Source organism: Spirochaeta dissipatitropha (assembly GCF_054657935.1).
This window is the reverse complement of the sequence record NZ_BAAHXT010000005.1, coordinates 237,416-258,551: the sequence shown is the minus strand read 5'-3', so window position 1 is coordinate 258,551 and position 21,136 is coordinate 237,416. Positions and strand designations below refer to the sequence as shown.

21 protein-coding genes are annotated in these 21,136 nt (G+C 50.9%); 16 read left to right on the top strand and 5 right to left on the bottom strand.

Annotated elements, in window-relative coordinates; all coding sequences use genetic code 11:
- Positions 1 to 9: 9 nt before the first annotated feature.
- Positions 10 to 1,377, top strand: coding sequence for a Na+/H+ antiporter family protein (locus tag ACYQ2L_RS08080; RefSeq protein WP_460053725.1), 1,368 nt, complete (start codon positions 10 to 12; stop codon positions 1,375 to 1,377).
- Between the two features lie 23 nt (positions 1,378 to 1,400).
- Here ACYQ2L_RS08080 and ACYQ2L_RS08075 read toward each other — a convergent pair whose 3' ends face one another.
- The gene (locus ACYQ2L_RS08075; protein ID WP_460053724.1) at positions 1,401 to 2,303 is read right to left on the bottom strand and encodes an ATP-binding protein; all 903 of its coding nucleotides are present in this window, start codon (positions 2,301 to 2,303) and stop codon (positions 1,401 to 1,403) included.
- A gap of 8 nt (positions 2,304 to 2,311) precedes the next feature.
- Positions 2,312 to 3,088: an MBL fold metallo-hydrolase gene (locus ACYQ2L_RS08070; protein ID WP_460053723.1), complete on the bottom strand. Its 777-nt coding sequence runs from the start codon at positions 3,086 to 3,088 to the stop codon at positions 2,312 to 2,314.
- Between the two features lie 88 nt (positions 3,089 to 3,176).
- Here ACYQ2L_RS08070 and ACYQ2L_RS08065 point away from each other — a divergent pair, with 88 nt between their 5' ends.
- Positions 3,177 to 4,361: a hypothetical protein gene (locus ACYQ2L_RS08065; RefSeq protein WP_460053721.1), complete on the top strand. Its 1,185-nt coding sequence runs from the start codon at positions 3,177 to 3,179 to the stop codon at positions 4,359 to 4,361.
- 5 nt (positions 4,362 to 4,366) lie between these two features.
- Entirely contained in the window at positions 4,367 to 4,963 is a 597-nt protein-coding gene (locus ACYQ2L_RS08060; RefSeq protein ID WP_460053719.1) for a TetR/AcrR family transcriptional regulator, read from the top strand.
- On the opposite strand, the gene ACYQ2L_RS08055 is transcribed toward ACYQ2L_RS08060, so the two are convergent.
- Positions 4,951 to 5,769 carry a sensor histidine kinase gene (locus tag ACYQ2L_RS08055; RefSeq protein WP_460053717.1) on the bottom strand — a complete coding sequence of 273 codons (819 nt, stop codon included), beginning with the start codon at positions 5,767 to 5,769 and terminating at the stop codon, positions 4,951 to 4,953. The genes ACYQ2L_RS08060 and ACYQ2L_RS08055 overlap by 13 nt on opposite strands.
- Here ACYQ2L_RS08055 and ACYQ2L_RS08050 point away from each other — a divergent pair.
- A complete protein-coding gene (locus ACYQ2L_RS08050) occupies positions 5,762 to 6,139 on the top strand; it encodes a hypothetical protein (RefSeq protein WP_460053715.1) in 378 nt (125 codons plus the stop codon). The genes ACYQ2L_RS08055 and ACYQ2L_RS08050 overlap by 8 nt on opposite strands.
- On the opposite strand, the gene ACYQ2L_RS08045 is transcribed toward ACYQ2L_RS08050, so the two are convergent.
- Positions 6,123 to 6,617, bottom strand: coding sequence for a hypothetical protein (locus tag ACYQ2L_RS08045; protein ID WP_460053712.1), 495 nt, complete (start codon positions 6,615 to 6,617; stop codon positions 6,123 to 6,125). The genes ACYQ2L_RS08050 and ACYQ2L_RS08045 overlap by 17 nt on opposite strands.
- 145 nt (positions 6,618 to 6,762) lie before the next feature.
- On the opposite strand from ACYQ2L_RS08045, the gene ACYQ2L_RS08040 reads away from it, so the two are divergent.
- The 12 genes from ACYQ2L_RS08040 to ACYQ2L_RS07985 all read left to right on the top strand — a co-directional run bounded on the left by ACYQ2L_RS08040 (position 6,763) and on the right by ACYQ2L_RS07985 (position 20,005).
- Positions 6,763 to 8,580 carry an ABC transporter ATP-binding protein gene (locus tag ACYQ2L_RS08040; protein WP_460053711.1) on the top strand — a complete coding sequence of 606 codons (1,818 nt, stop codon included), beginning with the start codon at positions 6,763 to 6,765 and terminating at the stop codon, positions 8,578 to 8,580.
- 511 nt (positions 8,581 to 9,091) lie between these two features.
- Positions 9,092 to 10,894, top strand: coding sequence for an ABC transporter ATP-binding protein (locus tag ACYQ2L_RS08035; RefSeq protein WP_460053708.1), 1,803 nt, complete (start codon positions 9,092 to 9,094; stop codon positions 10,892 to 10,894).
- Entirely contained in the window at positions 10,891 to 12,762 is a 1,872-nt protein-coding gene (locus ACYQ2L_RS08030; protein WP_460053704.1) for an ABC transporter ATP-binding protein, read from the top strand. The genes ACYQ2L_RS08035 and ACYQ2L_RS08030 overlap by 4 nt, the downstream gene beginning before the upstream one ends.
- 27 nt (positions 12,763 to 12,789) lie before the next feature.
- Positions 12,790 to 13,305: a Na+/H+ antiporter subunit E gene (locus ACYQ2L_RS08025; RefSeq protein ID WP_460053703.1), complete on the top strand. Its 516-nt coding sequence runs from the start codon at positions 12,790 to 12,792 to the stop codon at positions 13,303 to 13,305.
- Positions 13,302 to 13,553 (top strand): monovalent cation/H+ antiporter complex subunit F, encoded by a 252-nt coding sequence (locus ACYQ2L_RS08020; RefSeq protein ID WP_460053702.1) that lies wholly within the window; start codon positions 13,302 to 13,304, stop codon positions 13,551 to 13,553. Before ACYQ2L_RS08025 ends, ACYQ2L_RS08020 begins: the two co-directional genes overlap by 4 nt.
- Positions 13,554 to 13,958, top strand: coding sequence for a monovalent cation/H(+) antiporter subunit G (gene mnhG / locus ACYQ2L_RS08015; RefSeq protein WP_460053701.1), 405 nt, complete (start codon positions 13,554 to 13,556; stop codon positions 13,956 to 13,958).
- Positions 13,948 to 14,190, top strand: a complete 243-nt coding sequence (locus tag ACYQ2L_RS08010; RefSeq protein ID WP_460053700.1) for a hydrogenase subunit MbhD domain-containing protein — start codon at positions 13,948 to 13,950, stop codon at positions 14,188 to 14,190. Before mnhG ends, ACYQ2L_RS08010 begins: the two co-directional genes overlap by 11 nt.
- On the top strand, positions 14,187 to 14,906 hold the full coding sequence (mbhE, locus tag ACYQ2L_RS08005; protein ID WP_460053699.1) for a hydrogen gas-evolving membrane-bound hydrogenase subunit E: 720 nt from the start codon (positions 14,187 to 14,189) through the stop codon (positions 14,904 to 14,906). Before ACYQ2L_RS08010 ends, mbhE begins: the two co-directional genes overlap by 4 nt.
- Positions 14,903 to 15,295, top strand: a complete 393-nt coding sequence (locus tag ACYQ2L_RS08000) for a sodium:proton antiporter (RefSeq protein WP_460053697.1) — start codon at positions 14,903 to 14,905, stop codon at positions 15,293 to 15,295. The genes mbhE and ACYQ2L_RS08000 overlap by 4 nt, the downstream gene beginning before the upstream one ends.
- Positions 15,292 to 16,971 carry a complex I subunit 5 family protein gene (locus ACYQ2L_RS07995; protein WP_460053696.1) on the top strand — a complete coding sequence of 560 codons (1,680 nt, stop codon included), beginning with the start codon at positions 15,292 to 15,294 and terminating at the stop codon, positions 16,969 to 16,971. Before ACYQ2L_RS08000 ends, ACYQ2L_RS07995 begins: the two co-directional genes overlap by 4 nt.
- Positions 16,968 to 18,521, top strand: a complete 1,554-nt coding sequence (locus tag ACYQ2L_RS07990) for a complex I subunit 5 family protein (RefSeq protein WP_460053693.1) — start codon at positions 16,968 to 16,970, stop codon at positions 18,519 to 18,521. Before ACYQ2L_RS07995 ends, ACYQ2L_RS07990 begins: the two co-directional genes overlap by 4 nt.
- Positions 18,518 to 20,005: a proton-conducting transporter transmembrane domain-containing protein gene (locus ACYQ2L_RS07985; RefSeq protein ID WP_460053690.1), complete on the top strand. Its 1,488-nt coding sequence runs from the start codon at positions 18,518 to 18,520 to the stop codon at positions 20,003 to 20,005. The genes ACYQ2L_RS07990 and ACYQ2L_RS07985 overlap by 4 nt, the downstream gene beginning before the upstream one ends.
- On the opposite strand, the gene ACYQ2L_RS07980 is transcribed toward ACYQ2L_RS07985, so the two are convergent.
- Positions 19,994 to 21,118: a helix-turn-helix transcriptional regulator gene (locus ACYQ2L_RS07980; RefSeq protein WP_460053688.1), complete on the bottom strand. Its 1,125-nt coding sequence runs from the start codon at positions 21,116 to 21,118 to the stop codon at positions 19,994 to 19,996. The genes ACYQ2L_RS07985 and ACYQ2L_RS07980 overlap by 12 nt on opposite strands.
- Positions 21,119 to 21,136: the final 18 nt, after the last annotated feature.

Sequence of the window (21,136 nt, the reverse complement as noted above, 5' to 3'; positions counted from 1 at the left end):
CATGCTAAAATGCACGCATCAAATTTAACAGGTGGGTTTATGCTTCTGAATCCCGTTTTTGTATCCGTTTGTGTGATGGTTGTGTTGTGTCTGCTTAAACTGAATGTACTAATCGCCCTGATTGTGGCTGGCCTGACTGCCGGCTTGCTCTCCGGCATTCCCCTGGGTGAGACAATGAGTCTGCTCATTAACGGGATGGGAGGTAATTCCAGCACTGCATTAAGCTATATTCTGCTTGGAACGCTGGCTGCAGCCCTTCATCATTCAGGTCTGGCTGAAGTGCTTGTAAGGCGGATTGTTGTGTTCATCCGCAACAAGGCAGTCATGTTCATGCTGGTAATTGCAGCGGTGGCATCGCTGTCGCAGAATCTGATTCCTGTCCATATTGCCTTTATTCCAATTCTGATTCCACCGTTGCTTGGTGTGATGAACTCCCTGAAGATCGACCGTCGAGCTGCTGCAGCAGCACTCACCTTTGGTCTGAAGGCACCATATGTAGCCTTGCCTTTCGGTTATGGTTGGATCTTCCACGGAATAATCAGCGATCAGATGAATGAAAACGGTATGATGGTGGAGCAGAGCGGTATCTGGCAGGTTATGTGGATACCCGGACTCGCCATGTTGATCGGTTTGATCGTTGCTGTACTGATTACTTACCGTAAGCCAAGAGAATATGATCTCAGCAAGCATGTTCAGGATCAGATTCCTGACTCCGGGACTGATAAGACCGAAAACAGTAACGGGAACTATAAAATGACAAGAAAGCACTGGATCGCTCTGATTGGAGCATTGAGTGCACTCGCCGTACAGGTCAGCCCGATTAATTCACTGCACATTGGTGCTCTTCTGGGGATCGCAATTATGATCGCTGGCGGGGTTGTCCGCTGGAAGGATCTGGATGCAATGCTGAACAGTGGAATCGGTATGATGGGTTTCATTGCCTTTGTAATGCTGGTAGCCAGCGGCTATGGTGCTGTCATCCGTGCAACCGGTGGTGTTGATCCACTGGTCGCTTCTGCAAATGTATTGCTGGGTGGGAATCAGTTAATCGGCGCTATTATTATGATTGTTATCGGTCTGTTTATAACCATGGGTCTGGGCACTTCCTTTGGTACAATTCCGATTATTGCCGCAATTTATGTTCCCCTGGCGGCCAGTCTCGGCTTCGGGTTACCGGCGACCATTCTGCTTATAGGGACCGCAGGAGCATTGGGGGACGCTGGTTCACCGGCATCTGACAGTACTCTTGGACCGACAGCTGGTTTGAACGCAGATGGCCAGCATGATCATATCTGGGACACCTGTGTTCCAACCTTCCTGCACTACAACATACCCCTGATGCTTTTCGGCATTATCGGAGCAGTGATGCTGGGCTGATATAAGCTGTTTGGAGGCCGGAATTATGGCTTGCTTGCCGGCAGTCGGATTTCGATTCTGGTTCCATTGCCAGGGGAAGAGTCAATCCACATTCTGCCTCCAAAGTTCTTGGTAAAGTAGTAGGCCTTGGTCAGTCCGAATCCTCCACCACGGGTGGGCGCGTGCACATTGCTGGCACGTGTGCCGAAGCTGACAACTTCTTCGATCTCATTCTCAGGTATTCCATGACCACTGTCGCGAATAACAAATTTCAGTTCTTCACCGCTGTCATACAGGCCTGCATCAATTCGGCCTCCTGGATCGGTGTATTTTCGGGCGTTTGCCAGCAGGTCCCGGATTATGTCCTGGAACACTGACGGCATGGTAATGCTTGTGCTGTCGTGACTGGTAATACTCAGGTTAACAAGATACGCACCACCGTCATGCTCAGCCAGATTGTAGACAATACGATAGCGGCCCTTGCTGTTTTTTTCGATTGCAAGCAGCACGTTGAGGTAATTATGCTTCAGAGTTTCAATATCGAAAATCTCCCGGGAATCCGGGTTGTCAAAGCGCATGGACAGTTCCCGCGCGCGGATTGCCAGGATGGAGAATATTGATTCAAGGTTCTCTATTGCCTGATCGAAGGAGCGCAAATCCTGTTGCTGGCTGTCGAGTTCTGCTTTCCATTGCAGCAGTTCTGTTCTGGCCGCAGTGATAAAATCCTGAATGTTGTCCATGAGGGCCTTGCTGGCTGCGGGATCCCGCAGTGAATCGGCTGCAGAATGGAGTTCGTGCTCCACCCTTTCTGCATGAGGATTCGCACCATAGGCCTGTGTGAGCATAAGCAGCTCATAGATGACCACGTTCAATACATTCAGGGCACTGTGCATAGAAAGCAGATTCTGCTGTTGCGGGCTGAGTTTTAGAGCTGTTGTTATCTCCATATTAAATATTATAGGTCTTTTGTTTCTGCAGCTGCAAGGAGCTTCTGCAGAAACTCATGGATTCTTCCATGGAGAACAGGCCCGTGACCACTGCAGTAATAATTGGCAGGGAATTCCAGCAGCCTGAGCAAACCAGAGAGAAACAGCGGAAAAGGAGTGAAGCGAAGCAGCCTTTGTTTCCTCGGATGATCTGCCAGTGCTTCCACAAAACGGATAGCCTTTGTTCTGCTTGCTTCGTGTTCGCCTGCAATCTGTCCATCCGGAATGTCTGACCGGAAGAAAGTCAGGTGATCTCCGCAGAACAGCGCCTTGCTCTCTTTGTCAAATAGAGCGCAGGACCCGGGGCTATGGTGTCCCAGATGAACTACATCTATGCCGACACTGTTTCCTGCCTCTACAATGTTTTCCGAGAAAAAACTTCTGTCTTCATCCGGTATGAAATGTATATCGCTGTGGTGCAGATAAGCCTGCGCATTCGGAAAAAGCACCGCTGCCCCTGCATGATCAAAATGACCGTGTGTTGCAAGAATAATGCTAATGTCTTCGGGTCTGAACCCTGCCTTGTTCATAGCTTCACTGAGAATCGGGTAGTGCTGTTTCTTACCGCAGTCAACCATAATGATTCCTGACTCTTTTTCCAGAATATAACTGTTGGTATAGGTTTCCCATTCATCGTCCAATACTGCAAATGCATGCAGCGTCTGTGTTAGCTGTTCTGTGAAGTAGTGAATAGTATTCTCCTTGAAGTGACAAATGCATCCTTTGAATGTGTTCCATATTGACATAATTTGTGGTGTATTGCTATATTACCACTGGTAATTACCAGTGGTAATTGAATAATCAGGATTACAGAAACTAACAAGGAAATGGAACATGAAATTATTAAAAACTGGATTCATCATAATCCTTCTACTGCATTTCAGTGGATGCATGACAGTGCCGTCATCTATTCTCTCAAGGGACAGCTGGTTCCGTGGCCAGCCGGATACTCACGGATTGGAGATCTATGCAGGCAGTTGGGATGGCACCTGGCTACCGCTGATATCTCTTGATCATGATAATATTGAACGCCTCATGCTGATTGATGTAAAGGACGATCCGGTGTATCAGGCTTTCGAAATTCAGCTGTTCCGTGTAGGAGAAGAGCTGAAAGGCGTTGCTATTCTGGCTCGTCATGATGGGAGCAGGGTGTACTACTATCAGCCGGGTTTTCCTATGAGCATTGAACGAATAGAAGCCGTATCTGCTCTGCTGAACCAACCGGAGTTTGTTGAGCAGGATTTTGAACTCGGAATCGAGACACATGAAAGCGGCTTGTCTGCCTCACTGGATATTGTTGACATCGATGGTAGACGTATAAGCTTTGTGGTCCGGGAGACTAAGGATTCCAGTGAGACATCTGCCATTCTCGCCCCGGTGTCCTCGGAAACGGAAAATCCTTCCTCCTTTCCGATGGTATTTCTCGATGAGTTCAGTATGGTCAGGAAGAGGAACACCCTGGTTGAGATTGTGATTGATGATGTCGAGAGGACGCCGGTTGTATTTCCACTACTCCTGGATGGACGCAGGGTTTTGTATAGCCGATATTCCAGCAGGGTTGTGGTTGCCGATTTACTACCGGAGATAAATGGAAAAGTATCGTCTGTTTCTCTGGAATCCGGATCTGATCATGTCGTAATATCCAATGCCCGTTATGATTTCAGCTGGAATCATGAATACCCGGAACTGGTTTCTGCGGTTTATAATACCGGGGAGAGCAGTATACGATTTGACTTTCAGCCGCCGCTTCCGGAAATCCGGCATATAGCGGAGGATCAGGCAGTGTATGGCCGCTTTACGGTATCGGTTAATGATGTTGATGCAGTGATCGGAGGCGAGTACTATATAGAGTACAAAAATAATGAATATTGCTTTGCTCTCCAGCCTGTTAAGGCCTGGCAGCCGCCGGGAATGTCACGAAGGCCCTGGGTAGAGAGTTTCAGTTATGAATTTCTGGCAACCCGGCTTGAGGATGGCTTGCAGGGAGAATCGAACTGGTTCCGGACCGACAGGAAATAGTGAATGTGAAAAGAAATACAATAGGAAAACAGGCCTTTATCGACGCCGTTCTGGAACTGCTGGATCAGGGAATCAGCCTGAGAGAGCTTAATCTCAGGGCGGTTGCAAGGCATCTCGGTTGTGCTCACACCAATGCCTACAACTGGTTCTCGTCACAGGAAGATCTCTACTGGCATTGCCTGGGTGCAGCCCTTGATCGCCTGACCGCCCCTTTTGAATTGCGGACTACAGCAGAAATTCCGGGTCCTCTTGAGGATGGAAGTCTGTTCGATGTGTATGTCAGGTTTTTCACGCAGCACCCTGCCTGGTTCCGTCTAATCTGGGAGGAACGGCTTGAAGGCCCTCCTCCGGCCTCAGTGCAGCCGAGTCTGGGCAAGCCGAGACCTATAATGGCAGCCTGGCTTGATCAATACAGAAAACCGGATGTAACTGACGAAGCCCTTGAAGAGGCCGGTAGAATTCTCCATGCCTACCTGCAGGGTGAATTATCGGCTATGGCCGCAGGTCGGACGGATCTATCACTTCCCGAGAACCGCCCGGAAGCCATAATCCAGAGAGCCAGGACGCTGTATAGCCTGTTATCGGGAAATCAGACTGTCTGAAAACTGATTGAAGTCATATCGCCATTATAGCCGCGGATTTTCAGACTCCAGCCGGCTTGATTCACCATGTCGATTACCTGCGGCAAGCCGGTTCCTGAACCTGATGGTTTGTCTGTTCGGCCTATGTTTTTGTACAGGGGGCAGTTGTTGCAGTCCTTCGCACAGGAGATACATGTGGGGATCATGCCCCCATTATTCCGGATTTCCAGGCTGTCATGTTCGAGGATTATGTCGATCTGTCCCCTGCTGCCTTTTTGCTGAAGGGCTTCTACCGCATTCTGTATAATATTTTCGAATGCCAGAATGAAAGAGAATTTATTGAAGGATGCATGAACACCCGGCTGAATGCTGATGTTCAAATCAGCATATTGCAGGAGAACTCTGTCCTGTTTAAGAAGGATGGATAATCCTGTCAGCAGCTCGGACAGATTATGTGTGAGTATTTCTTCAGCGCCATCATAGCCTGCATTGGATATTGCCAGGAGTCCATTAATTGTTTCTTTTATATCTGCAAGGCTTGAATCAAACTTCTCTATGACCTCTTCTTTTGTCAGCAGATCGTATCGTAGAAAATTTGTACAGGTTTCCAGGTTGGAGATCTTGTTCTTGACGGAGTGGACAATTGCAGTCCCGTTACGGCCAATTTTTGATAAGGGTTCGAGGTGGCGAATTTTCTGTATTGCCTGCTGATGAGGTTCTTCAAAAATTAGATAGAATATAACGAAGCTAAACAAAATCATTGGCAATATGCCGATGAGCTGGGAAGTCTGATTATTTCTGATAGCAGCATGAGTCAGCATGCTCATGCAAAATATTAGAACAGGTACAACTCGTTTGATACTGCTGAAGAAAGAATATTTGAACAGGAGGATCAGACCACATATCATCAGCCAGATACCTGCAAAAGCATTTATAGAAGGCTGTATTATTAGACTAGCAATAATGAGAAATAGAAATCCTTGGCTATATCGAATAACTTGGTTGTCAGACATGAAAGAAAGAGTACCGTATATTACACAGATGGTATTTACGATAATCCAGAATGATGAATTTTGTCCTCCTGAGACTAAACGTGTAACTTGGCTACCGATACCAAAAATAGCTAGTGAAGTAATAGCAATTGCAATGGCTTTTTGGATTTTATATATTTTCACAATAGTTAATTCCAGCCAGTAGGCTCCATTGTGGACAAGGAAAATAGCTCTTTGTGAGGTGATAGCCCGATTTTCTGCTCGAGTAGGTCGATGTCTTCATGTGAAAAGTGTCCCTGGGTAAAAGGATTCATCTTCTCCTCTGTGGCATCCTTCTCCTGATCCGTTTGATAGTCCTTCAGCATGAGCAATTTGAGCATGTCCATACCGGTTCCAACGATTTCAGGGTCGGCTTTTTTGCCGAAACGAAAGAAGGCCAGGCGTGAGTCCAGTGAACCTGCATCTGATTCCCGGTAGTGAGAAAGCTCCGAGACGGTTCCTGCAAGATATATTGCCAGATTCACTGCGGCATAGCGGTCTGGATCTTCACTTCCGGCTATGTATGCGATAGACGCGATGTGGAAGGCAATGTCGTTGTCCTTCAGTGCCTGCGCTCCCCATGTGCCGGTGAGTTTTTCTATTTCCTGTATTAAATTCTCATACGTTGTATTGGTGAATTCCATGACTGACTCCTTGAAATCAGTATACTGTGCATTTCGGGAGCGTCAATGAAATTAATGTTAAATACATCCATGTCAGGTGATATATGGCTGTGCGTGTAATGTCGGCGTCTTTCACAGCGATAAGCTCTCCGTGTATAGTAATGGCATGAATACACCTGTTTCCCGCCCCTTGCGGCGTTTATTGTCTTTTCTTGCTGCCTACCGTCTACGTGTGTATACAGCTGGTCTGTTTTCAGTTCTCAACAAGCTCTTTGATCTTGCACCTCCTTTGCTGATCGGGGCTGCAGTGGATATTGTGGTCCAGGGAGATGCCTCCCTGCTGGGCCGTTTTGCTCCGCGTGGAACCGAGCAGCAGCTCATGCTGCTGGCAGGTCTGTCGTTTTTTGTGTGGGCAATGGAATCGGTGTTTGAGTATGTCTACAATCTCTGGTGGCGAGGACTGGCCCAGGATGTGCAGCATGATCTGCGGACTCGCTGCTATGCTCATGTCCAGAATCAGGAACTTAGTTTCTTCGAGGAGCGCAGTTCCGGACAGCTTATGGCGGTTCTCAACGATGATGTGAATCAGCTTGAACGCTTTCTGGATGCCGGTGCGAACGATATTATTCAGGTGACGACTACAGTACTGGCAATCGGTGGCTTTTTCCTGCTTTCAGCCCCGGAAATTGCCTGGATGGCACTGCTGCCGATGCCGGTCATTATAATTGGTTCTCTGTATTATCAACGCTTGCTGGAACCCCTGTACCAACGGGTTCGCCGGACAGTCGGTGAGATCAGTCATAGACTCTCCAACAATCTTTCTGGTATTGCGACTATCAAGACTTTCGGGACAGAGAATTTCGAGCATGCCCAGCTTTCCGGAGACAGCAACAGCTACCGGGAATCCAATCGGCGGGCAATTCTGGTCAGCTCGGGATTCGTACCACTGATCCGCATGATTATCGTGCTGGGTTTTATTGGTATTATGGTTTTTGGCGGACGAGCTGTCCTGCTGGGCAACCTGAATGTCGGTCTGTATTCAGTGCTGATTTTTATGACCCAGCGCCTGCTCTGGCCGCTTACCCGCCTGGGGCAGACCTTCGACCAGTATCAGCGGGCAATGGCATCATCAGCCCGGGTCTTTGCCTTGCTGGATACCGAAGAGCACTTGCCGGATGGCAGTCGTGAGCTTGCAGAGTTGCGTGGTGATTTTGTATTCGAGAATGTTGATTTTTCCTACCGCACCGGCCCGCGGGTTATCGAGTCCTTGAATGTTTCGATTCCGGCCGGCAAGACAACAGCAGTTGTCGGAGCTACCGGTTCCGGCAAGACAACCATGATCAAGCTTTTGCTGCGGCTCTACGATGTGCGTGGCGGGAGGCTGCTACTTGACGGTCATGATGTCAGGGATATCCGGTTTGCGGATCTGTACCGGAATGTCGGCTTTGTCAGTCAGGATGTGTTTCTGTTTCATGGTTCGGTCTTTGCAAATATTGCCTATGGTCTGCTGGCGCAGGAGTTAAGTGATCCCGCTGAGCTCGAGAATCCCGGTCCTGAACTACAGGCGCGGGTAGAGGAGGCGGCCCGTCTGGCCGAGGCTGACGGCTTTATCCGTGAGCTGCCGCAGGGCTATCATACTATTGTCGGTGAGCGAGGACAGAAGCTTTCCGGTGGACAGCGGCAGCGGGTCTCCATTGCCCGGGCGCTGCTCAAGGATCCATCCGTATTGATTCTGGATGAGGCTACCAGTGCGGTAGACAACGAAACAGAGGCTGCGATCCAGAGATCGCTCGAGCATATTGCTCCCGGCCGCACGACCATTGTCATTGCGCACAGGCTTTCTACCATACGTCATGCCGATCAAATTCTTGTGCTGGACAAAGGCAAACTGGTCGAGCAGGGGACCCATGACGAGCTGACGGCCGTCGGCGGAATCTACAGCGAACTGTGGAAGGTGCAGTCGGGAATGCGTAGCGGCAGGTGATGACTTCCTGCCTGGTATTTCGACCCGGGAGAGCCGGAGGCAGGTTCTTTCGGGTGCATTCGGTGTAGTTTACGCGAAATTTCCTGGCTCCGGCGCGCTCCCACGAGGGCCGCGACCATTGATAGTCACAAATCCTGTAAAAAAACAGCTGAATTCCGCGAAATTTTGATAAAATATACTTGCTCTGCTTTTGAGAATTGGTTTATTATTAGTGCCAACTTTCAAAGGAGTTATTTCATGAATAAAGTACAGATTAGATTTGCCCCCACAACCCATTTCGGATTTGGTTTTGTGAACTGTCTGTACGGTTCTGTCATGGATGCTCCTTGTTTGAAGGAACGACTGCATCTTTGACCTCCGGCTTCACGCCGATTTTTCTTCTTAATCGTACAGTTTAACAGTTCTCACCCCCGTCCAAATCAGGTCCGTGTATCTGGTCACAGCTTTGTGTTGTGTGCCGCATGCAGGGACAGCGCCTGGATTTCTTATTGTTTATTTTTTGGAGTTAGTTATGAAAAAGAAACCGAATAGTCTGTATGTAATGTGGCAGACATTGTCGGGACACAAAGGTTTGTATCTTGTTGCGGTGCTGCTGCTTGGTCTGGGGGCGCTGATTTCTTATGCCCCGCCGCTGATTATCCGGGCGACGATCGATTCGGTCATCGGGACGGAAGCCTTTACGACGCATCCGGTAATCGGAGATCTGTTCGGGATTTTCGGCCGTGATATGCTGCGTTCGAATCTGTGGCTGCCGGGGCTGCTGCTGGTGGGGGCGAGTCTGCTGCAGGGCGGAATTGTGTTTTTGTCGGGATATCTGGCGGCTCAGTCGAGTGAGGCTGGCAGCCGTAATCTGCGTGACCGCCTGTATCGTCATCTGAACCGCTTGCCGGCTGCGTACCATGCAAGGGCCGAGAAGGGTGACTTGCTGCAGCGCTGCACCAGTGATGTGGATACGGTGCGGAAGTTTATGGCACTGCAGCTGGTTCAGGTGGGGAATGCCCTGTTCCTGGTGGCGGCAGCGCTGATTGTGACCTTCTCGATTCATGTGCCGCTGGCGCTGGTCTCGCTGCCGATTATTCCGCTGGCGATTATTTCCTCTGTGCTGTTTTTCGGGCAGATACAGCGGACATTCAAGGTGAGTGACGAGGCAGAAGCTGCCCTGACAACCGTGGTGCAGGAGCATCTGACGGGCATTCGGGTGGTTCGCGCATTCGGGCGTGAGTCCTATGAGTATGGACGCTTTGACAAGCTGAACAAGAATTACCAGAAGGTCACGATGCGCCTTATTACCTGGTTTGCTGCCTTCTGGGCGAGTACCGACATTATGAGTCTGTTGCAGATTCTGGCGGTTATTTCCGTGGGAACGCTGTGGGCAGTGCAGGGGCAGATTACCCTGGGTACTTTGCTGCTGTTTACCTCATCGGTCTGGATGATTCTCTGGCCGGTGCGGCAGATGGGGCGGGTTCTGGTGGATATGGGCAAGGCATTTGTGGCCATTGAGCGTATCCGGGCGATTCTGGATGAGCCGGAAGAAGAGATGAACTGCAGCGGACTGCGTCTGCCGGTGAGCGGGGACATCAGCTTTGAGCATGTGCATTTCAGCTATGATGGAGAGAGTCCGGTGCTGCAGGATGTCAGTTTTGATGTGAAAGCTGGACAGACAGTGGGAATTCTCGGGCCGACGGGGGCCGGGAAGTCGACGCTGGTGGCCCTGCTTGCTGGTTTGTACCGGCCTCAGCAGGGACGGGTGCTGCTCAACGGGCGCGAGCTCGGGGAATATGATATGGCCTGGGTCCGCCGGAACATCAGTCTGGTGCTGCAGGAGCCGTTTTTATACGGACGCAGTATCAAGCGGAATATCGGGATTGCCGCCGGTCAGCAGATGCGTGAGCTCGAGGTCTTCGAGGCAGCGCGTGATGCATCGATTCATCGATCGATTGTTGATTTTGAACGGGGTTATGATACCCCGGTTGGTGAACGGGGAGTGACACTTTCGGGCGGTCAGAAGCAGCGGGTGGCTATTGCCAGGGCGCTCATGACCAATTCACCGATTATGGTCTTTGATGATTCGCTGTCGGCCCTGGATACAGAGACCGACAAGGCGGTGCAGGCGGCCATTCACCGGCGGGGTGCCGGCAGAACGGTTTTTATGATCAGCCATCGGGTTTCTACCCTGGCTGGTGCCGATCTGATTCTCGTCCTCAAGGGAGGGCGGATTATTCAACAGGGATCATTCCCTGAGCTGGTGACACAGGAAGGTTTGTTCAGAACCCTGTGGGACCTGCAGACAGCTATTCAGGAGGATGCTGTATGATACGTGTACTGGATATATTAAAAAAATTGAGGCCCGGGGGCAGGAAGCGTTCTCTGCGACCCGTGCGTTCGAAGCGCCGGAAGGCAGCATCTTTCATACGGAAGATGCTGCCCTATCTGAAGCCATACCGGATGTATGTGGCAGCGCTGGCGCTGGTCATGTTCATGGTTGGCGGCATTGACGCCACCTTTGCACTGTGGACCCGTTATGCCGTGGATAATTTTATAGTTCCCGGTTCGGCAGAGGGGCTTGAGACCTTCGTGCTCCTGTTTTTCGGCATGGTCTGCTGGCAGGGGCTGAATGTTTTCACGCTGATTATGCTGGCTGGTCATATTGAGCAGTCGCTTATGTATGACTTGCGGAACAAGACCTTTCACCATGTGCAGAAGCTTGAGCTGGATTACTTCAACCGGACACCTGCCGGCTGGATTCTGACCCGGATTACTTCCGATGTACAGAAAGTCGGGGAAACGATCAGCTGGGGTTTTGTGGACATTGTCTGGGGTTTCACCACGATAACCGGGATTTCTGCGATTATGCTGGTGCTGAACTGGCAGCTGGCATTGATTACGCTTTCGGTTGTTCCGGCCCTGATCTGGGTGAGCCGTTTTTTCCAGGACCGGATTCTTCGCAGCCAGAAGCTGGTGCGTAGAACCAATAGCCGGATGACGGCCTCCTACAACGAGGGGCTGATGGGTGCAATGACCACCAAGACCCTCAACCGTGAGGATGAGGCTGATTTCGAGTTCCGGCATCTGTCGGGACGCATGAATATGGTCAGCGTGCGCTCGGCCTGGTTCAGCGCATTGTACCAGCCGGTTGTCATGTTTTTCGGTGCAGTCGGAACGGCATTTGCCTTGTGGAACGGAGGTTTCCAGGTAGCGTCAGAGCTTTTGACATTCGGTACCCTGGCGGCCTTCCTGGCATACACTGCCCAGCTCTTTGATCCCCTGCGTGAATTGGCGCGGGTATTCTCAGAGCTGCAGAGTGCCCGGGCAGCTGGTGAGCGGGTGTTTACCCTGCTGGCGACAGAACCGGAAATAGTGGATTCACCTGAGGTGTTGCAGCAATACGGTAGTGTGCTTGAACCCAGACTGGCTGAATGGCCACGGCTGAGGGGCGAAATCGAGTTTGAAAATGTCAGTTTCCGCTATACCAAGGGTGAGCAGATTCTGGAAGATTTTTCGCTGCAGGTTGAAGCCGGACAGACCGTTGCGCTTGTTGGCGCAACCGGTTCCGGCAAGAGCACCCTGGTGAATCTGATCTGTCGCTTCTATGAGCCGAGCAGCGGTCGCATTCTGGTGGATGGCCGCGATTACCGCGAGTACGGACTGGCATGTCTGCACGGGAACCTGGGCTATGTTCTGCAGAGCCCGCAGTTGTTCAGCGGATCGATCCGTGACAATATTGCCTATGGACGGCTGTCGGCCAGCGAGGACGAGATTATTGAGGCCTCGAAAATCGCCAGGGCGCATGATTTTATTCAGGCATTGCCGCAGGGCTATGAGACCCCGGTCGGGGAAGAAGGTGCATTGCTGTCCACCGGACAGAAGCAGCTGATCAGCTTTGCGCGGGCGATTCTGGCGGATCCGGCGATTCTGGTTCTGGATGAGGCTACCAGCTCCATAGATACCGAGACCGAGGCCTTGATTCAGGCAGCGATTCATCGTGTGCTTGAGAACCGGACCAGCTTTGTCATTGCCCACCGGCTCTCGACAATCAAGGATGCTGACCGCATTCTGGTAATCGAGGACGGTCGGGTTATAGAGGATGGTAGCCATCGTGAACTGCTGCGGCAGCACGGGCATTATGCCCAGCTGTACCGAAATCAGTATGTGCACGAAAAAGAAGAAGCGGTATTGGCGTAATCTCCAGTGCTGCAGTAGAATGGGGCCATGCGATATTTCATGAGCACTTTGCTCCTGTTGTCTGTGTGGCTCCTTTTTTCCGGATCTCTCTCTCTGGCTGTCCTTATAAGTGGACTTCTGGTCAGCGTGGTAGCGGTGTTTCTCTTCCGACATGCCCTGAGCGGCAGCTGGACCGGTGACCCGCATATCCGGCACAGCCTGAGTGACTGGATCCGGATTTTTATATTTCTCCTGTTTTTTATTCCATTTTTCCTGTGGAAGATTGTATCTTCTGGATTTGCTATTGCCCTCCTGGCCCTGACCCCTTCCGTTTCCTTCTGGCCAGGCATTGTCCGTATTGAAACCCGCCTGCCGGGACTGCTGTCTCCGACACTGCTGGCTCATTGTATTACCCTGACCCCTGGAACCCTGTCACTGGATTATATCCCGGAGGCAGATACGCTGTTTATTCACTGGATTGATGTCTCGGAGTATCATGCCGATACGGTTGATGATCAGGTTACGGGTGGAATCCGGCCCTTCTTTGAAAGGATGCTCAAATGATTATGTGGTTGATTGTTCTCTTTATCTCCCTGAGTCTGGTCTGTCTGATCCGCGTGCTGCGCGGTCCGAGTCTGCTGGACAGGATTGCAGCTGCGGATGCGATAGGCCTACTGCTGACGCTCGTTCTGGTTCTGCTGGGGCTGTATTATGAACGCAGTATATTTATTGACATAGCTATTGTGTATTCCCTGCTGATGTTTGCTGATCTACTGGTAATTACCCGCTATCTCGAGCAGGGGAGGCATTAAATGGAGTTACTGCGATTCTGGCTGAGTACCGCTTTTATGGGGCTTGGCGGTCTCTTTGCCTTTGCCATGACTGTTGGTATGCTGCGTTTTCCGGATGCCTATACCCGCCTGCATTCCGGTACCAAGGGGCTGACGGTCGGCGGAGGGCTTGTGCTGACTGGGGCCGCGATAGCTGCTCCCGATCTGGTCTTTGCGCTGCGGATACTGCTGGTCGGTGTCTTTTTGCTCGTCACAAATCCCATCGCTACCCAGGCAATCGCCCGCGCCAACTACCGCGTAGAACGCGCGAGGCATCATATGGTTCTCGATGAGTACCAGGAATTTCTGGAGGCAGATGAGCCCGTGGAGGCTGAGGGGGAGGTTGCCGGGGCGGGTAAACTTGGGGAGGCAGAAAATGCCGATTGAAGTCCCTTTTATTCTCCTGCTGATAGGCATGGTCATAACAGCCGCGGCTGCTGTGGAGATCCGCGGGCATATTACTGCGGTTCTGATTTTGTCGGTATTCGGAATTTTCTCTACTATAGTATTCGCATTTCTGCAGGCGGTTGATGTCGCAATGGCGGAGGCGGTAATCGGGGCAGGCTTGATGACGGCTCTGTTTATTACTGCAATCAGCAAGACCAGGAGGCAGAGATGAGGAATACTGCAGTGCGCCGCTCGGCTGGTTTTGTCCTGGCCATGCTTGGAGGCCTGGGTTTTGCTGTGTTCCTGCTTACTGCACTTGCGGCGTCAGCTGAACCCGGAGCTGATTTCATTCTTACCTCGATTGCAGATACTGGCAGTATTAATGCAGCTACGGCTATTCTCATGGACTACCGGGGTTTTGATACCCTGGGTGAGGCCAGTGTCATATTCACGTCTGTTGCGGTTGTACTGGTGATCCTCGGTACTCCATATTTCCCGAAGCAGGATAAGGGCCTTGGTATTCTGACACGCCGGGCACTGGCTCTGCTGCTGCCGCTGTTTTTCCTCTTTCCGGTCTATGTCATTGTGAATGGGCATCTCTCACCTGGTGGGGGATTTCAGGGCGGGGTCAGTCTTTCCGTACTGGTAATTCTGCTGCATGTTGTCTATGGAAGCTCATTTGCCGGCAGGATAGTAAGCTACCGCTTTTTGAGCCTGACAGAGTACCTGAGTGCACTTGCCTTTGCAGCAGCTGGAATTGTCGGTATTGCGGCCGGGGCATCCTTTCTGAGCAATGCTGCTGCCGGTTTTCCCTTGGGAAAGGCAGGCGAACTGCTGAGTGCCGGATTAATTCCACTGTTGAATGTAATAGTAGGCTGCAAGGTCGCTGCCGGTCTGAGCTGTATTTTTTATGCCTTTGCCGGTGAGGGAGAGAGGGTAAAAGAATGATGCAGATAGCGACTGTTGTTTGTGCTGCCCTGGTTTTTGCTATCGGGCTCTATGGAGTGCTTACCAAGCGTGACATGATCAAGGTCTGTGTTTCCATCAGTATTATGGAATCATCTCTGGTCCTGGCCCTGGTCGCCGCAGCCTATGTGCCTGAAGGAGCTGCGCCAATTCTGGACTCTGCCGGCATGCTGGTAATGGACGGCGGCGGGTTTTTTACTGATCCCCTCCCTCATGCGCTGGCGCTGACTGCCATAGTTATCGGAGCCGGGATACTCGCAGTAGCTCTTGCTCTTACGGTTGCCATGTACCGGCATTTCGGAACCACCGATCTCAGCAAGGTCTTTGCAGGTACGCATACGGATTACTTTGAACCCCGGGGGGATGAATGATTGATCACCTTCCGGTAATGCTGATTATTTCTCCGCTGGCCGCAGCCTTCCTTGCTGCGCTGGCTGCAAAAATACGGCCTGTACTGCAGTTGCCGATCTCTATAACTGCAGCCGTCCTGCATGTCCTGGCTGCGGTACAGCTTGCCGGAGTCACACTGGGCGGCCAGACCCTGCTTTATTTTCCGGGAAGTCATGCACCGCCGGCTGGTATTGTTCTGGTCGGAGACAGTGCGGCTGCTTTTTTCCTGTTGATTGTTTCCTGCGGCTATCTGCTGTCGCTTTTGTATGTGCTGGGAACCGATGGATTGTCTGTGCGGCATAATTCCCAGGCAGTGTTGATCAATCTCTATTTCTGTTCTCTCTCAGGAGTTGTCCTGGCCGGCGATATATTTAACCTTTACGTGTTTATCGAGCTGGCTACGGTGAGCAGTATCGGACTGATTGTCATGAAGCGGCGCGCAGCAGGAACGGTTGCGGGCTTTGTCTATATAATGGCGGCCTCAATCAGCGGCGTCTTTCTGCTGTTTGCAGTTGTCCTTATATATGTCACCACTGGTCATCTATCAATGGCTGCGGTATCTCTTATGGCCGCTGAGATCCCTCTCGTTCTGCATGGCGTAATCTGCGCCTGTATTCTGATAAGTTTCGGTATCAAGATCGGACTTGTTCCCCTGCATTTCTGGCAGCCCCGGGCCTACCATGCAGCAGGAAGTACTGCCGCAGCTATCCTCTCGGCATTCGGTATGAAGGTGTATATCTACGCCCTGATACGCGTGCTCTTTATTCCTTTAAGGACGGCTGAATTACTGCCTCAGGTATTTACTATTCTGCTCTATGCCGGAATGCTGAATATTCTGCTTGGGCACATTATGGCATTGATAGACCGTGATGCCAAACGGCTGCTAGCGTTTTCCAGTGTTGCACATGCCGGTTACATTCTGCTGGCAGTCGGGGCGGCAGGGCTTGCGGCGGTTTCGGCCATCGGAGTCACCGCGGCAGGTGCAGCCGGCACTGTAGCCGGCTCGGCAGCCGAAGCGCCGGCTGTCTTGGCAGTCGGCTCGGCTGCAGTGCTGTTTCTGTCAGCCGGTCTGCTTCATATTCTCGGGCATGCTGCAATGAAGAGCGGCCTGTTCTGGTCACTCAGAGGCCTGATTGCCGGCTCAGGCAGCTCGAAAATCTATTCATTTGCCGGAGCCTCGGCACGGGCACCACTTCACATAACGGTTTTTGCTCTCTGCGCTTCAGCTATTGTCGGTATGCCGCCGACCCTCGGGTTCGCTTCCAAGTGGCATATTGCTGCGGCTCAGGACTCGCTTCTACCGATTCTGGTTATCTCTCTCGGGACGGTTATTTCCTTGTATTATTATGCCAGAATTCTGAGTATTGCCTTGCAGAAAGCTGCAGAAAACCCGGAAGCCGAGCTAATAGTAGATGTTGTTCCTGGCGGAAGTTCCCCGATTCCGGAATGTCAGGAGAGCCTACCCGGGAAGAGGGGGCAGCGCAAAAATCGAGCTCTGGCTGGACTGGAGGCTCTGATTATACTTCTGCTCGCAGCCAGTCTCCTGTTATCCGGTCCTTTCGAACACCATATACTAGCTTTTCTTGCTAATGCATCGGAATCAATTATGGATTTCAATGCCTATCAACTACTGTTGTTTCCAGGGGGAATTCCATGATCAGGTTATTCCCGTTCAGTTTACAGATGCCTGTCGGGCTTGAGTATTCTGTGCTGCTGCTGTTCCTTTTTCTGGCATTGGTGAATGGGCTTAATTTTAAGCTGTCTGGTCGAACACGTAATATTCCTCTGGTGGTACTGCAAATTTCGGGCGGGATCATGGCGATTTTTTCCGCGGATCTTGTCACCTTGCTTCTGTCCTGGGAAATTCTGACTGTCTCGGCATTCCTTCTGATCCGTCAGTCAGGCTCTGTGGAATCACGACAGGCCTCTCTGCGCTATATTACCGTCCAGATTTTCTCTGCTGCCTTGTTTTTTATAGCAAGCCTGCTTCAGTATCAGCAGACAGGGAGCCTCGCAATTACCGTATTATCACCCCTCAGTCAGCCGTTTATGCTTGGAGCAGTGCTTATCAAGACGGCTGCTATGCCTATGCATTTCTGGCTCACCGAAAGCTATCCCGCGGCACCGCCAGAGGTCACCGCGCTACTCTCCGGTTTTGCCACCAAGGTAGGTGTGCTCACAGCTGTCAGATTAATTCATCTGGATGTACTGGGTTACCCGGTGCTCGGTCTTGCCGGAGCCCTCACCGCAGTTATTGCCGTACTGTTTGCATTGCGTCAGCAAAATGCCCGGAAGCTGCTTAGTTTTCACATTGTCAGCCAGGTCGGATACATGAGCGCAGCTGCTGGAATGAGTTCTGTTCTCGTGGGCGAAGCAGCTGTGCTGGCTGGATCAGCTGCACTTTTTCACCTGATAACGCATACCCTGTACAAGTCTCAGCTTATTCTGGCTGCCGGGGCTGCCAAACGTTATTTCGGCCATGAGAATCTTCTGAATATGGGCGGCTTGGTTCGGCATAAACCCCTGCTGTTTTTCTGTGCGCTTGTAGGATCTCTGGCTATTGCCGGCTTTCCGTTTACCAGTGGCTATGCCAGTAAGGAATTAATCAAACAGGGAATCGGCTATGGATTAATCACGAATCTTCTGACCCTGGCCAGCATAGGGACTGCGCTTTCCTTTATTAAATTCATGTATCTGATTTTCCTCCGCCGTCCAGCGTCAGCTCAAGTGTCAGCTTCGGTTTCAGGGCCGAGATCGGAATCCGAATCTCGTTCCTCTGAATCAGCCCTGCGGGGAGATGCCAAGCGCATGCTGCCTTTGTTGCTTCTTACTGCGGTAACACTCTTGATAGGGGTGCTCCCGGGGCTTGTGCCGGGCCTCCCTACCCATAATTTTTTCCGTTTCTCTTCTCTGATGAACGGGATTGCACCCATCTCTGCGGCGGTTTTTCTCTGGATATTCCTCAGGAAATTTTTTGTATCTGGCAGTAAGGGGTCTGCAAACTATTCTTCCGGTGGAAATCGCAGATTATCAACACCCGTCAGTCTTTGGTTTGCGCGGGCAGCCTGGCCGTTTCGGCATCTGTTGAGAATTATGCATGCAGTAGATCCTCAAGCTCAAATGAAAGTTATGATGCTGACGCTGTGCCTGGTGCTTGTCATTCTGTTGTTCCAGGGAGGGCTGCTGTTCCCGGAGGGGCTGTTATGATCAGGCTTTTTCCCTTCCTCATGCACATGCCTGCTGGCATTGAGTACGCGGTCTTGATTCTGTTTCTGTTTATAGGTGCAGTAAATGTATTGAATCTGATTCTGGCGGGAAGAGCAGGGATGCTTCCTTTGGCTCTTCTGCATATTTTTGGCGGTGTTCTGGCGGTTTTTGCTGCGGACCTTGTCAGTTTGCTGCTTTCCTGGGAGCTGCTCACGGTTTCCGCCTTTTTTCTGATCCGTCAGTCGGGATCAGTCAGCTCACGGCAGGCCTCAATCCGCTATATTGCTATTCAGATGGTGTCTGCAGCCCTGTTCTTTATTGCTACAGTGCTTCAATTTCAGGAGACCGGCAGCCTTTCTATTGTTCCGTTATCGGGCAGCAGTCAGTATTTCATGCTGGCCGCTGTTGTCATCAAGACTGCCGCAATACCCCTTCATTTCTGGCTTGTCGAGAGTTATCCCGCTGCTATTCCAGAGATCACTGCTCTGCTGTCAGGATTTGCCACCAAAGTCGGTGTGCTTTCCGCATTCCGGCTGCTGCGAGTCGATATGTTCGGCTTTCCGGTTCTCGCACTCATTGGCGCTGCTTCCGCGGTTACTGCCGTTCTTTTTGCCCTTCTGCAGACCAATGCCAGAAAACTTTTGAGTTATCACATTGTAAGTCAGATTGGATTTATGACAGCAGCGGTTGGTATGGCAGTGTTTGTTGAAGCAGAACTGCTTGAGATAGTTCTGGCAGCTGCGCTGTTCCATATGATTACCTATACCCTTACCAAATCATTACTGATTTTATCTGCTGGTGCAGCTGAACGCAGCTTCGGGCATGGTAATCTGTTCGCAATGGGTGGGCTGTTCCGCAGAAGGCCGGTATTGTTCTTCTGTACCCTTGTCGGCTCTGCTGCTATAGCCGGGTTTCCATTCACCAGTGGTTTTGCCAGCAAGGTGCTCATAAAACAGGGCACGGATTACGGCATGATCTCACGTCTTCTTGATATTGCCAGTGTTGGAACAGCTCTTTCATTCACCAAGTTCATGTATCTGATTTTTTTCAATAGATCGAAGTCTACTGAGCCATTACGACAGACAAGGCCCAATAAAGGGCCGGTTCCAGAGTATGTCAGAATGCTGCCGCTTCTGCTGCTGACACTTTCAACCCTGCTCATCGGATTTTTACCGGGAATAGTTCCAGGAATTGCAGATTTCAATATCTACAGCACTTCGACTGTGATTGATGCCCTGAAAACGATTGCTGCGGCTGCAGTGTTGTGGCTGCTCCTGAAAAACTTTCTGACATCCGGAGCAAAGAAGGGTCCTGAAGATACCCTTTATCAGGGTACGAGATTACAAACCCCAATCACTACCTGGCTGAATCATGGACTCTGGCCATTACGGCACAGCTTACGTTTTATCCATGCAGTCGGTCCTCAGGCACAAATGAAGATTATGCTGCTCTCTCTGTGTGCAGTGATTTTACTACTGCTGTGATTCGCCCCCCGTGACCGCTGTGCGTACATAATCAGAGGGACTCATTTGATATGTTTCATGGAAGACCCTGTTGAAGGTGCTTTTTGATCGGAAACCTGATTCCAGTGCCAGGCGCAGTATGGAGAAGTGTTCAAGACCGCCTTGTTGAATCTGTAGAATGAAATACTCGAGTCTGTATTGGTTTATTAGTCTGGAAAAATTCATTCCGTATTCCCGATTTATTACATGCGACAGACGGTTCGGATGAATCCTTATTTCCTTTGCCATTTCTGCAAGCGTCAGGTCGGGATTCCTATAGCTTTCAGTTGCTAATTTGTCATTCAGGCGTGAAAGAATTTTTCCAGTCTCTTCTTCGTCCAGGGAGGAGGGGCGACTGAATGCTGTTTTGGTATTGTCGGCAAGAATTTCGGGAAACAGCATGCTGAGAAAGGTAAACACATAAATCGTCAGCATCATCAATACGGCAGGCAGATAAAACCAGAACAGGGCTTGATCCCCTCCGGCAGGGGCAGATGGCTGAGTGGCAATGGTGGAAAAGCTGACCAGGCTCAAGAGCGGTAACAGAACAGTTACTCTGGCCCAGATGCGTGTTGGCTTCGTAACAGTTTGTTGTTTGCTGGCCGCTCCAAATGCAATTGTGCCTGATAGCAAGGCATACACTCCTCCCTGAATAATCTTGATAGCATGTCTTACCGGCATCCACCAGAGTGGGGGATCAGCGAAGAGCAGGGTACTCAATGGCTCTGGAGATTGCCCCAGGATGTAGACCAGAAGACTCAATAACAATAATTCGATCAGCCAGGGGAGCAGGTGAAGCACTGCATATTTTGGAAGTTTTAGTCTCTCGAGCACAAGGATCCGAACGTACCACCAGACAAGTGGACCAAAGAGCAGCGGGATTGATCCTGCTATCGGAAAGACCCAGGGAGCGGCATCTATCAGTTCGGGAGTCCAGGATGGAATAGTACCGACACGGACTGCAAACGTAAGTACAAACAGACCAAGTGGCAGATTTCTGCGGCTGTGATAGCGTATAGCTATTAGAAACAGGAGTATCGCAGCCTGAGCAGCCCCGAGTGCCGCTATTATTACCAGAACATGCATGTCTGTCATTTTACCCCATGAATCACT

Bases quoted from the DNA above. Each gene is read 5' to 3' on its own strand.
- ACYQ2L_RS07980 (WP_460053688.1), bottom strand. From the start codon at position 21,118: ATGACAGACATGCATGTTCTGGTAATAATAGCGGCACTCGGGGCTGCT.
- ACYQ2L_RS08020 (WP_460053702.1), top strand. From the start codon at position 13,302: ATGATTATGTGGTTGATTGTTCTCTTTATCTCCCTGAGTCTGGTCTGT.
- ACYQ2L_RS08050 (WP_460053715.1), top strand. From the start codon at position 5,762: ATGCTCATGCAAAATATTAGAACAGGTACAACTCGTTTGATACTGCTG.
- ACYQ2L_RS08025 (WP_460053703.1), top strand. From the start codon at position 12,790: ATGCGATATTTCATGAGCACTTTGCTCCTGTTGTCTGTGTGGCTCCTT.
- ACYQ2L_RS07985 (WP_460053690.1), top strand. From the start codon at position 18,518: ATGATCAGGCTTTTTCCCTTCCTCATGCACATGCCTGCTGGCATTGAG.
- ACYQ2L_RS08010 (WP_460053700.1), top strand. From the start codon at position 13,948: ATGCCGATTGAAGTCCCTTTTATTCTCCTGCTGATAGGCATGGTCATA.
- mnhG (WP_460053701.1), top strand. From the start codon at position 13,554: ATGGAGTTACTGCGATTCTGGCTGAGTACCGCTTTTATGGGGCTTGGC.
- ACYQ2L_RS08065 (WP_460053721.1), top strand. From the start codon at position 3,177: ATGAAATTATTAAAAACTGGATTCATCATAATCCTTCTACTGCATTTC.
- ACYQ2L_RS08000 (WP_460053697.1), top strand. From the start codon at position 14,903: ATGATGCAGATAGCGACTGTTGTTTGTGCTGCCCTGGTTTTTGCTATC.
- ACYQ2L_RS07995 (WP_460053696.1), top strand. From the start codon at position 15,292: ATGATTGATCACCTTCCGGTAATGCTGATTATTTCTCCGCTGGCCGCA.
- mbhE (WP_460053699.1), top strand. From the start codon at position 14,187: ATGAGGAATACTGCAGTGCGCCGCTCGGCTGGTTTTGTCCTGGCCATG.
- ACYQ2L_RS08035 (WP_460053708.1), top strand. From the start codon at position 9,092: ATGAAAAAGAAACCGAATAGTCTGTATGTAATGTGGCAGACATTGTCG.
- ACYQ2L_RS08055 (WP_460053717.1), bottom strand. From the start codon at position 5,769: ATGAGCATGCTGACTCATGCTGCTATCAGAAATAATCAGACTTCCCAG.
- ACYQ2L_RS08070 (WP_460053723.1), bottom strand. From the start codon at position 3,088: ATGTCAATATGGAACACATTCAAAGGATGCATTTGTCACTTCAAGGAG.
- ACYQ2L_RS07990 (WP_460053693.1), top strand. From the start codon at position 16,968: ATGATCAGGTTATTCCCGTTCAGTTTACAGATGCCTGTCGGGCTTGAG.
- ACYQ2L_RS08045 (WP_460053712.1), bottom strand. From the start codon at position 6,617: ATGGAATTCACCAATACAACGTATGAGAATTTAATACAGGAAATAGAA.
- ACYQ2L_RS08040 (WP_460053711.1), top strand. From the start codon at position 6,763: ATGAATACACCTGTTTCCCGCCCCTTGCGGCGTTTATTGTCTTTTCTT.
- ACYQ2L_RS08080 (WP_460053725.1), top strand. From the start codon at position 10: ATGCACGCATCAAATTTAACAGGTGGGTTTATGCTTCTGAATCCCGTT.
- ACYQ2L_RS08075 (WP_460053724.1), bottom strand. From the start codon at position 2,303: ATGGAGATAACAACAGCTCTAAAACTCAGCCCGCAACAGCAGAATCTG.
- ACYQ2L_RS08030 (WP_460053704.1), top strand. From the start codon at position 10,891: ATGATACGTGTACTGGATATATTAAAAAAATTGAGGCCCGGGGGCAGG.